The 8927-nt window shown below is 69.1% G+C and carries 15 protein-coding genes; 12 read left to right on the top strand and 3 right to left on the bottom strand.

Translation table 11 applies throughout. The features are described 5' to 3' along the window. The 7 genes from leuC to grxD all read left to right on the top strand — a co-directional run. Nucleotides 1–1080: 3-isopropylmalate dehydratase large subunit (leuC, locus tag ACOJSF_RS01215; RefSeq protein ID WP_420140422.1), on the top strand; the 1080-nt coding region annotated here is incomplete at its 5' end. Then, a complete protein-coding gene (locus tag ACOJSF_RS01210) occupies nt 1077–1478 on the top strand; it encodes a GFA family protein (RefSeq protein WP_420140421.1) in 402 nt (133 codons plus the stop codon). The genes leuC and ACOJSF_RS01210, both read left to right, overlap by 4 nt. Beyond that, nucleotides 1475–2053: a 3-isopropylmalate dehydratase small subunit gene (leuD, locus tag ACOJSF_RS01205; RefSeq protein WP_420140420.1), complete on the top strand. Its 579-nt coding sequence runs from the start codon at nt 1475–1477 to the stop codon at nt 2051–2053. The genes ACOJSF_RS01210 and leuD overlap by 4 nt, the downstream gene beginning before the upstream one ends. Before the next feature lie 65 nt (nt 2054–2118). Further along, complete coding sequence (locus tag ACOJSF_RS01200; protein WP_420140419.1) at nt 2119–2448, top strand: hypothetical protein; 330 nt, start codon at nt 2119–2121, stop codon at nt 2446–2448. A 72-nt stretch (nt 2449–2520) separates the two neighbouring features. Continuing rightward, nucleotides 2521–2847 (top strand): DUF1476 domain-containing protein, encoded by a 327-nt coding sequence (locus tag ACOJSF_RS01195; RefSeq protein ID WP_420140418.1) that lies wholly within the window; start codon nt 2521–2523, stop codon nt 2845–2847. Nucleotides 2848–2852: 5 nt separating this feature from the next. Further along, a complete protein-coding gene (locus ACOJSF_RS01190) occupies nt 2853–3086 on the top strand; it encodes a BolA family protein (protein ID WP_420140417.1) in 234 nt (77 codons plus the stop codon). Between the two features lie 10 nt (nt 3087–3096). Continuing rightward, on the top strand, nt 3097–3426 hold the full coding sequence (gene grxD, locus ACOJSF_RS01185; RefSeq protein WP_420140416.1) for a Grx4 family monothiol glutaredoxin: 330 nt from the start codon (nt 3097–3099) through the stop codon (nt 3424–3426). Nucleotides 3427–3433: 7 nt separating this feature from the next. On the opposite strand, the gene ACOJSF_RS01180 is transcribed toward grxD, so the two are convergent. Then, nucleotides 3434–4030 carry a hypothetical protein gene (locus tag ACOJSF_RS01180; protein ID WP_420140415.1) on the bottom strand — a complete coding sequence of 199 codons (597 nt, stop codon included), beginning with the start codon at nt 4028–4030 and terminating at the stop codon, nt 3434–3436. Nucleotides 4031–4123: 93 nt separating this feature from the next. Between ACOJSF_RS01180 and ACOJSF_RS01175 the strand changes: the two genes are divergently transcribed. Beyond that, nucleotides 4124–4987 (top strand): MBL fold metallo-hydrolase, encoded by an 864-nt coding sequence (locus ACOJSF_RS01175; protein WP_420140414.1) that lies wholly within the window; start codon nt 4124–4126, stop codon nt 4985–4987. After that, nucleotides 4984–5604, top strand: coding sequence for a DUF4230 domain-containing protein (locus tag ACOJSF_RS01170; RefSeq protein ID WP_420140413.1), 621 nt, complete (start codon nt 4984–4986; stop codon nt 5602–5604). Before ACOJSF_RS01175 ends, ACOJSF_RS01170 begins: the two co-directional genes overlap by 4 nt. A 9-nt stretch (nt 5605–5613) precedes the next feature. Here the strand turns inward: ACOJSF_RS01170 and ACOJSF_RS01165 are convergent, their stop codons facing one another. After that, nucleotides 5614–6207, bottom strand: a complete 594-nt coding sequence (locus tag ACOJSF_RS01165) for a phosphatase PAP2 family protein (RefSeq protein WP_420140412.1) — start codon at nt 6205–6207, stop codon at nt 5614–5616. Nucleotides 6208–6223: 16 nt separating this feature from the next. Further along, complete coding sequence (locus ACOJSF_RS01160) at nt 6224–7513, bottom strand: MFS transporter (protein WP_420140411.1); 1290 nt, start codon at nt 7511–7513, stop codon at nt 6224–6226. A 59-nt stretch (nt 7514–7572) separates the two neighbouring features. On the opposite strand from ACOJSF_RS01160, the gene ACOJSF_RS01155 reads away from it, so the two are divergent. The 3 genes from ACOJSF_RS01155 to ACOJSF_RS01145 form a co-directional block, all read left to right on the top strand. After that, on the top strand, nt 7573–8139 hold the full coding sequence (locus ACOJSF_RS01155) for a GNAT family N-acetyltransferase (RefSeq protein ID WP_420140410.1): 567 nt from the start codon (nt 7573–7575) through the stop codon (nt 8137–8139). A gap of 22 nt (nt 8140–8161) precedes the next feature. Further along, a complete protein-coding gene (gene pgsA, locus ACOJSF_RS01150; protein WP_420140409.1) occupies nt 8162–8710 on the top strand; it encodes a CDP-diacylglycerol--glycerol-3-phosphate 3-phosphatidyltransferase in 549 nt (182 codons plus the stop codon). Nucleotides 8711–8714: 4 nt separating this feature from the next. Next, a partial coding sequence (locus ACOJSF_RS01145) for a MoaD/ThiS family protein (RefSeq protein ID WP_420140408.1) occupies nt 8715–8927 on the top strand: 213 nt, incomplete at its 3' end.

Below are 8927 nucleotides of genomic sequence, written 5' to 3'. Positions count from 1 at the left end.
GTCGTCGGGCCGGAGCAGGGCTTCACGCTGCCGGGCACGACGTTGGTCTGCGGTGACAGCCATACCGCGGCGCACGGCGCCTTGGGCGCGCTCGCCTTCGGCATCGGGACGAGCGAGGTCGAGCATGTGCTGGCGACGCAGACCCTGCTGCTGAAGCAGTCGAAGACGATGGAGATCCGGGTCGACGGAACGCTCGGCTACGGCGTGTCGCCCAAGGACGTGATCCTGGCGATCATCGGCAAGATCGGCGCGGCCGGCGGCACCGGATATGTGGTCGAATATACCGGATCGACGATCCGCGACATGTCGATCGAGGGGCGGCTGACGGTCGCGAACATGGCGATCGAACATGGCGCGCGGTCGGGCCTGATCGCGCCCGACGAGACGACCTTCGCCTATCTGAAGGGGCGGCCGATGGCGCCGCAGGGCGCGGCGTGGGACAAGGCGGTCGAGTCCTGGCGCACGCTGCCGAGCGATGCCGGCGCGGTCTACGACACGGTCGTCACGCTGGATGCGAGCGAGATCGCGCCGAGCCTGACCTGGGGCACCAGCCCCGAGGACGTCGTCCCGATCACCGGCGCGGTGCCCGATCCGATGAGCTTCGCCGACCCGTCCAAGCAGGAAGCGGCGCGCAAGTCGCTCGCCTACATGGGGCTGGAGCCGGGCATGCGGATGCAGGACGTGCCGGTCGAGAACATCTTCATCGGCAGCTGCACCAACAGCCGGATCGAGGATCTGCGCGCGGCGGCGGCCGTCGCCAAGGGGCGGCACCTGGCCGGCAATATCAGTCAGGCGCTGGTCGTGCCCGGATCGGGGCTGGTGAAGCGCCAGGCGGAGGCCGAGGGGCTGGACCGCATCTTCATCGAGGCCGGGTTCGAATGGCGCGAGCCCGGCTGTTCGATGTGTCTCGCGATGAACCCCGACAAGGTGCCGGCGGGCGAGCGCTGCGCATCGACCTCCAACCGCAACTTCGTCGGGCGGCAGGGGCCGGGCGCGCGCACCCATCTCGTCTCGCCCGCGATGGCGGCGGCGGCGGCGGTAACGGGGCGGCTGACCGACGTGCGCGAGCTGATGGCGTGAACGGCGCGTGCCATTGCGGCCGTGTGACGGTGCGCGTGCCCGGGGCGCCCGCTTACCTCAACCAGTGCAACTGCTCGGTCTGCAGCAAGCTCGGTGCGCTGTGGGGTTATTACAGTCGAACCGAAGTAACGGTCGACGGCGCGCCGGCCGATTATGTCCGCGCGGACATCGATCATCCCGAACTGGAATTTCACTTCTGCGCGACGTGCGGATCGACCACGCATTATTCGATGCTGGATCGGGCGTCCGACCGCGTGGCGGTGAACATGCGCCTGATCGATCCCGACGAACTGGCGGGGGTCGAGGTGCGCTATGGCGACCGGCGCAACAACCCGTCGGGCGCCAGAACCTATTATCGCGAGCCGACGATCTTCGGCGCAACCGGAGCCGTCGCATGACCCCGCTGACCACGATCGAGGGCAAGGCCTATCCGTTCGGGCGCAAGAACGTCGATACCGACGTCATCATCCCCGCGCACTGGCTAAAGACGATCACGCGCGCGGGGCTGGGCAAGGGCGCGTTCGAGACGGTGCGCGCCGAGCCCGGCAACGTTTTCGACGATCCCGCTTATGCCGGCGCGCCGGTGCTGATCGCGGGGGACAATTTCGGTTGCGGATCGAGCCGGGAGCATGCCGCGTGGGCGCTGGGCGACATGGGGGTGAAGGCGGTGCTGGCGCCGTCCTTTTCCGACATCTTTTCGGGCAATGCGTTCAAGAACGGGATCGCGACGGTGGTCCTGCCGCAGGCGGCGATTGACCGGCTGATGGAGGTCGCGAAGGACCATCCGGTCACGGTCGACCTGGAGACGCAGACCGTCACCACCCCGTTCCAGGACCGGTTCGTATTCGAGATGGACCCGTTCCGGCGCGACTGCCTGATGAAAGGGCAGGACGAGATCGGACTGACGCTGGCGATGGACGCCGAGATCGGCCGCTACGAAACCGCGATGGCCGACGAGCGGCCCTGGCTGTAGCGGGCAGCGGGACGCCATCGTCGCGCCATAATTCCGGATGAGGTTGCGGGCTTCGTACGCCGGAGATGCGTGTGATCGTCCTGAGCCTGCTCGCCGTCGTGACATCGCCCCCCGATCAGCCCGATACGGTGCCACCCCCGCGCCATTTCCTGAAGGGCGCCGAGGAGCGCGGCTGCGCGGCCGGGGATAACCGGGGCGAAGTGGTCGTGTGCGGGCGCGAGGATGTGCAAGAGCGCTATCGCCTGCGTATTGAGGCCGACGACCGTTTCGTCGAGAAGCCGGTACGCGCCGAGGCCGACATTCTGGGCGGAAAGGCATCGATTCACGGGGAACAGGCCGGTATCGGCGGGTTCGTGAGCAATCGCGCGATGCTGACGATCGCCTGGCCGTTCTGATCGCGCTTCTGTTGCGCGGGCGTGTCCGCCTCCCTATCTTCGAGCCGACATTGCCTTGGGGAGCAGAAACGAATGACCAGCTTCGACGATCGTGAACGCGCCTTCGAAACGAAGTTCGCGCGCGACGAGGAGATGGCGTTCCGCATCACGGCGCGCCGCAACCGGCTGCTCGGATCGTGGGCCGCGGGGCTGATGGGGCTGACGGCCGCCGAGACCGACGCGTATGCCAAGGCGGTGGTGCAGGCCGATTTCGAGGAAGCCGGCGACGAGGACGTGATCCGCAAGCTGCTGGGGGATCTTGTTTCCGCGCAGGTCGATATCGACGAAGCCCGCGTGCGCGCGGCCCTGCACGACGCGACCGTCGAGGCGCGCCGCCAGCTTATTGGCATCGAGGAATAAGCGCGGTGCCGATGACCGCCGAGGAGATCGAGACGATGATCCGCGCGGACATTCCCGACGCGGTGGTCGAGATCACCGACCTGGCCGGCGATGGCGACCATTATGCCGCGCGCGTCGTTTCCGAGAGCTTTCGCGGCCTGCCGCGCGTCCGCCAGCACCAGCGCGTCTATGCGGCGCTGGGCGGGCGGATGGGCGGCGTGCTGCACGCGCTACAACTGACCACATCAACCCCTTCCTGAGTATCGCGCCATGACCGAAGACGCCCGTACCCGCATCGACCAAACCGTGAAGGGCAATGACATTGTCCTGTTCATGAAGGGCACGCCGCTCTTCCCGCAATGCGGCTTTTCCAGCCGCGCGGTGGCGATCCTCGACCACCTTGGCGCCGAATATGCCAGCGTCGACGTGCTGCAGGATCAGGGCGTCCGCCAGGGCATCAAGGATTATTCCGACTGGCCGACCATCCCGCAGCTTTACGTGAAGGGCGAGTTCGTCGGCGGTTCGGACATCATGATGGAGATGTACGAGAGCGGCGAGCTCGCCGCGCTCATCAAGCAGGGCGACGTCGCGGCGAGCTGACGCCGGTTCAGCGCGTATTGCCGCGCTGGAAATCGATCGTGGCGTTGGTCGTTCCCGCGTCGAGCGGATCGGCCCCCGTCGGCGCGGATTCGAGCAGCGTGCGCGCACGATCGGCGGCCGCCTCGTCCGGTGCGAGCGTCGGATCCAGCCCGCGTGCCGCCTGAAGGAACGCCGCCTGCGCGGCGTCGCGCGCGGCCTCATCCCCGGTAACGGCGAAACCCGGCGCGGCGGCGGTCGGCCCGATCCGGTAGCGGATCGGCGTCGGCGTGCCCGACAGCCCATATTGCGATGCGGAGACGGTGAGCGTCGCGGCGCACTCCGCCGTGCGCGCGCCCGCATCGCCCGCGACCAGCCGCGTGTCGGTCAGCGCATAGCCAAGGCCGGCGGCAAGCCCATCCATCATGCCCGTGTCGATCTTCGAATCCGGCAGGATCCGCGCCTTCGCCCCGCGCGTATCGGGCGCCAGCGTGAGCGCGAGCGCCTGCCGCACGCGATCGTCCGCGCACAGGGCCGCCGACGGCGATGCGAGCTGATCGGGTATCGAGGTCTGCCCACACCCCGCCAGCGCGGGGAGGGCGGCGAAAATCCAGAAAGGGCGGTTCATGCGTTCGCGATAGCGGCTCGGGTCGCGACGCGTAACCGCAATTCGGCGCACTTCTGCCCCGGAACGCTTCACAGGCGCGCGGGCAGGCCCCACATGGGCATCGTGTCGTCCATCTGCCCCTCCGCCGTCCGGGTCGAGCCATTGGTCCGCCGGATCCTGGCCGCCAATCCGTCCCCCTTCACGCATACCGGCACGCAGACCTATGTCGTCGGGCGCGGGGAGGTGGCGGTGATCGATCCGGGCCCGGACCTGCCCGACCATGTCGCCACGATCCTGACCGCGACCGCGGGCGAGCGGATCGTCGCGATCCTGTGCACGCACACGCATCGCGACCACAGCCCCGCCAGCCGCGCGCTGAAGGCGGCGACGGGCGCGCCGATCATCGGTTGCGCGCCGCTGATGCTGGACGATGCGGGCCCGCGTGCGGACGCGGCGTTCGACGCCGATTACCGGCCCGACCGCGTGCTGGCGGACGGGGAAACGATCGGCGGCCCCGGCTGGACGCTGGAGGCGGTCGCAACGCCGGGCCACACCTCCAACCACCTCTGCTTCGGCTTGCGCGAAAGCGGCGCGCTGTTCACCGGCGATCACATCATGGGCTGGTCGACCACGGTGGTGAGCCCGCCGGATGGCGATATGGGCGATTATATGCGCAGCCTCGACACGTTGCTCGGCCGAAGCGACCGCATCTACTATCCGGCACATGGAGATCCCGTGGAAGAACCGCAGCGGTTCGTTCGCGCGGTGGCGGCACACCGCCGCCAGCGCGAGCGACAGAGTCTCGACCTCCTCGAACATGGGGCGCAACCGGTGCCCGACATGGTCGCGGCGATGTATCGCGGGCTCGATCCGCGCCTGCACGGCGCGGCCGGCCGATCGGTGCTGGCGCACCTGATCGATCTGGAGGCGCGCGACCGGGTGTGGCGCGACGGCGAGTGCTGGGCGATCGCGGCATGATCCGGCCGGTGGTGAAATGGATCGGCGCGCTGGCGCTGGTCGTCGCGGTGGCGGCGGCGATCATCGTCGCGCTGGGCCTCAAGCTGAAGCGCGAGCTGGATCCCGATCCGGTGACGGTCGCCGCCGCCAGCCTCCAGGCGGTACGCGAGCAGGCGGTGCTGGTGCCGTTCGCGGCGCGCTTCGTCGCGGTGGTCACGTCGGAGCAGCGCCGCTTCGGCTTTGCCGCGAAGAAGACGCTGATCATGCCGGGCATGGTCCGCTACGAATTCGATCTCGCGGCGCTGCGTGCGCAGGACCTGACGTGGGACGCGCCGTCGCGGACGCTGACGGTGACGTTGCCGCCGCTGTCGGTCTCGGCGCCGCAGGTCGATCTGCGCGCGGTCCAGACCTATGGCGAGGGCGGCGTGCTGATGGCGCTGACCGATGCGGAGGCGCGGCTCGACGCGGCGAACAAGGCGGCCGGGCAGCGCGAGCTGGTCCGCCAGGCGGGCGAGGCGCTGCCGATGCGGCTGGCGCGCGATGCCGCGCGGCACGCGATCGAACGCAGCTTCGCCATGCCGCTCAAGGCGGCGGGGATCGAGGCGACGGTCACCGCCAAGTTTCGCGGCGAGGCCTGATCGGACGCGCTAGGCCCGGCGCAGCCACGCCGCCAGCAGCGCCACCCAGAGGAGCGCGAAGCCCCAGCCGGCGAGCACGTCGCTCGGCCAATGCACGCCCAGCACGAGGCGCGAGAGGCCGACGAGCAGCGGCCAGGACAAGGCAACGATCGCGATCGGGGGCGGGGGGCGGAGCACCGCGAGGATGGCGGCCACCGTCAGCATCGCGCCTGCGCTGTGCGAACTGGGGAAGCTGGCCGAGCTGACCTCGACCAGGCGGCCGGCCGCGTCGGGCCGGGTGCGGCCAATCAGGCCCTTGAGCCCTTCGACCAGCAGACGGCCCGAGGCGATCGTCGCGAACAGCCAGAGCGCCTCGCGCCGGCGGCCGGCCAGCGCCAGCAGCGCGACGCCCGCCCGCGCCCCCGGGCTCAGCGCCGCCGCCCCCCCCCCGTGCGTGCTGAAGGTGGCGACGGCGAGGAGAGGGTGCGGCGCGCCGATGCGCAGCCAGGCCAGCAGCGGCCGGTCGACCGCCGCATGGAGCAACCATATTGCCAGCCCGCCAAGCGTCAGGAGCGCGCCGGCCAGCGCAGAGGCGGCGCGCGGAGAGGACCAGGGGGACGTCACCCGCGTGCCGGCCGCTTCACCGTCCGCCGCAGTCGACGCCGTCGCACGCGCGATGCAGCCGCCACGACAAGGCCGACGCGCCGAGGCAGAGGATCGCGACGCTGGCGAGCGAATTGGTCACCGATACGCCCGCCGCCGCGAGCCCGATCGCGAGCACCGCGCCCAGCACCATCGCACCCGAATTGACGATGTTGTTCGCAGCGACCGTCCGCGCGGTATGGTCCTTCTCCACCGTGGTGGTGAGGAAGGCGTAGAGCGGGACGACGAACATGCCGCCGGTGATCGCCACCCCGAACAAAGCGACGCTGACCAGCGGCGCGCCGGGATGCACGAGGAATTCGGCGAGCGTGAAATAGCGCCCGTCGGCCGCCCCCTCCCACCGATGCGCGCAGACCGCCATCAGGATGATGAACCCGCCCATCGCGACGACCGACCCCGGCGAGTAACGCGCGGATACGCGACCGGCGAGCAGGCGGTTGATCACCACCGATCCGATGGCGACCCCGACCGAGAAGATCGCGAGGAACAGGCTGGCGACCTGCTGATCGGCGGTGAAGACGTTCTTCACGAGCGGCGGGAACTGCACGATCAGCACCGATCCGATCATCCAGAAGAAGCTGATCGACAGGATCGCGAGGAACAGGCGCGGGATGTGGAGCGTCGCCGAGACGAGCGTGATCGACGCGCGGACGATATGATGGTCGATCGCGGGCCGTTCGCCCGGCGGGGGAGCGGCCGGCACCTCGCGCGCAGTGAGCCAGCCGAGCGCCGCCACCGCCAGCACCACCAGAGCGGTGATGCGCGGCTCGATCAGCCCGGCGACGATCGTGCCGGCGAGGATCGCGACATAGGTCCCGGCCTCGACCAGACCGGTGCCGCCCAGCACCTCGTCCTTGTTCAGATGCTGGGGCAGGATCGCATATTTGATCGGGCCGAAGAAAGTGGAATGGACCCCCATCGCCAGCACCGCCGCGAGCATCAGCGGGACAGAGGCGAAGATCAGCCCCGCCGCGCCGACGGTCATGATCCCGATCTCTGCCAGCTTCACCAGCCGCACGATGCGTGCCTTGTCGTGGCTGTCCGCAAGCTGCCCCGACAGCGCGGACAGGAGGAAGAAGGGCAGGATGAACAGGCCGGTGGCGATGGCGTTGAACGCCGCCTCCTTCTTCGGATCCGAATAGATCGAATAGGTCGCGAACAGGACCATCGCCTGCTTGAAGAGATTATCGTTGAACGCGCCCAGGAACTGGGTCGCGAACAGCGGCAGGAATCGCCGCTTGCCGAGCAATTGCAGGGAAGGCGTCATGAAAGGGCGGGGCCCATGTCGCTGGCAATGCTCACGGAGCGCGCCCATAGCCGAGATGCGTGGACAACACCAAGCGCCTTGAGCAGAACGATCCAATGACCGTCGTCCTCGAGACCGAACGCCTGCGCCTGCGCCCCCATCGCATCGCCGACCATGCCGCGCGCTGCGCGATCACCGCCGATACCGAGACGATGCGCTTCGTCGGCGGACAGCCGCAGAGCGCGGAGGAGAATTGGGCGCGGCTGCTGCGCTATGCAGGGCATTGGGCGCTGTTCGGCTACGGCCTGTTCGCGGTCGAGGAGAAGGAGAGCGGGCGGCTGGCGGGCGAGATCGGGCTGATGCACTTCCGCCGCGGGCTGGGCGAGGATTTCGATCCCGCGCCGGAGGCCGCCTGGATCCTGGCGCGCTGGGCCGAGGGGCGCGGCTATGCCGGGGAGGCGATCCGCGCCGCGATGGCGTGGCACGAGGCGCAGTTCGGCGCGGCGCGGCAGGTGTGCATCATCGCGCCGGAGAATGCGTCCTCGCTCCGGCTCGCCGAGCGGCTGGGCTTTCGCGTCTTTCGCGAGGGCAGCTATCATGGCAACACCGTGCTTCTTCACGAGCGCACCCCTCCCCAGGCGGGCTGAGGCACGCTAAGGGTCGTTTCGCATGCTCACCCTGCCCAACCTCCTCACCCTGTCGCGCATCGTGGCGATGCCGGTGATGGTCCTGCTGCTGTGGCGGCCGACCCCCTGGGATTACTGGCTGGCCTTCCTGCTCTACGTGCTGGTCGGCGTGACCGATTATTTCGACGGCTATCTCGCGCGGGCGCAGGGGGCGGTGTCCAAGCTCGGCGTCTTCCTCGATCCGATCGCCGACAAGATCATGGTCGCGACGGTGATCGTGATGCTGGTCTTCACCCGCGCGATCGACGGGCCGCCGGTGGTCGCCGCGCTCGTCATCCTGCTCCGAGAGATCGCGGTGTCGGGCCTGCGCGAATTCCTCGCCGAGCTGCGCGTCTCGGTCCCGGTCAGCCAGCTTGCCAAGTGGAAGACGACCTTCCAGCTCGTCTCGCTCGGCGCGTTGATCCTGGCCGGCGCGGTGCCGACGCAGCCGTGGATCGAATGGGTCGGACTGTTCAGCCTGTGGGCGGCGGCGGGGCTGACGCTGATCACCGGCTGGGATTATCTGCGCGTCGGCCTCAAGCATATGGATTAAGCCATTGCGGCTCTTGTATTTTGCCTGGGTGCGCGAACGGATCGGCAAGGCCGGCGAGGAGATCATCCCTTCGGCGGACATCAGTACGGTCGATCAACTGCTCGACTGGCTCGCGGCGAAAAGCGGGGGGCATGCCGAGGCGCTGGCGGATCGCACGCGGCTCCGCGCGGCGATCGACGGCCGCTACGTTCCGCTGGATGCACCGCTCGACGGGGCG

The organism is Sphingomonas sp., from assembly GCF_048594985.1.
GTDB lineage: Bacteria > Pseudomonadota > Alphaproteobacteria > Sphingomonadales > Sphingomonadaceae > Sphingomonas_I.
The sequence above is the reverse complement of the archived record's forward strand: the minus strand, read 5'-3'. Positions and strand labels throughout refer to the sequence as shown.

Excerpts from the sequence above, each read along its gene's own strand:
- ACOJSF_RS01160 (WP_420140411.1), bottom strand. The coding sequence starts at position 7,513 with ATGACGCCTTCCCTGCAATTGCTCGGCAAGCGGCGATTCCTGCCGCTG.
- ACOJSF_RS01175 (WP_420140414.1), top strand. The coding sequence starts at position 4,124 with ATGGGCATCGTGTCGTCCATCTGCCCCTCCGCCGTCCGGGTCGAGCCA.
- leuD (WP_420140420.1), top strand. The coding sequence starts at position 1,475 with ATGACCCCGCTGACCACGATCGAGGGCAAGGCCTATCCGTTCGGGCGC.
- pgsA (WP_420140409.1), top strand. The coding sequence starts at position 8,162 with ATGCTCACCCTGCCCAACCTCCTCACCCTGTCGCGCATCGTGGCGATG.
- ACOJSF_RS01200 (WP_420140419.1), top strand. The coding sequence starts at position 2,119 with ATGCGTGTGATCGTCCTGAGCCTGCTCGCCGTCGTGACATCGCCCCCC.
- grxD (WP_420140416.1), top strand. The coding sequence starts at position 3,097 with ATGACCGAAGACGCCCGTACCCGCATCGACCAAACCGTGAAGGGCAAT.
- ACOJSF_RS01170 (WP_420140413.1), top strand. The coding sequence starts at position 4,984 with ATGATCCGGCCGGTGGTGAAATGGATCGGCGCGCTGGCGCTGGTCGTC.
- ACOJSF_RS01180 (WP_420140415.1), bottom strand. The coding sequence starts at position 4,030 with ATGAACCGCCCTTTCTGGATTTTCGCCGCCCTCCCCGCGCTGGCGGGG.
- ACOJSF_RS01195 (WP_420140418.1), top strand. The coding sequence starts at position 2,521 with ATGACCAGCTTCGACGATCGTGAACGCGCCTTCGAAACGAAGTTCGCG.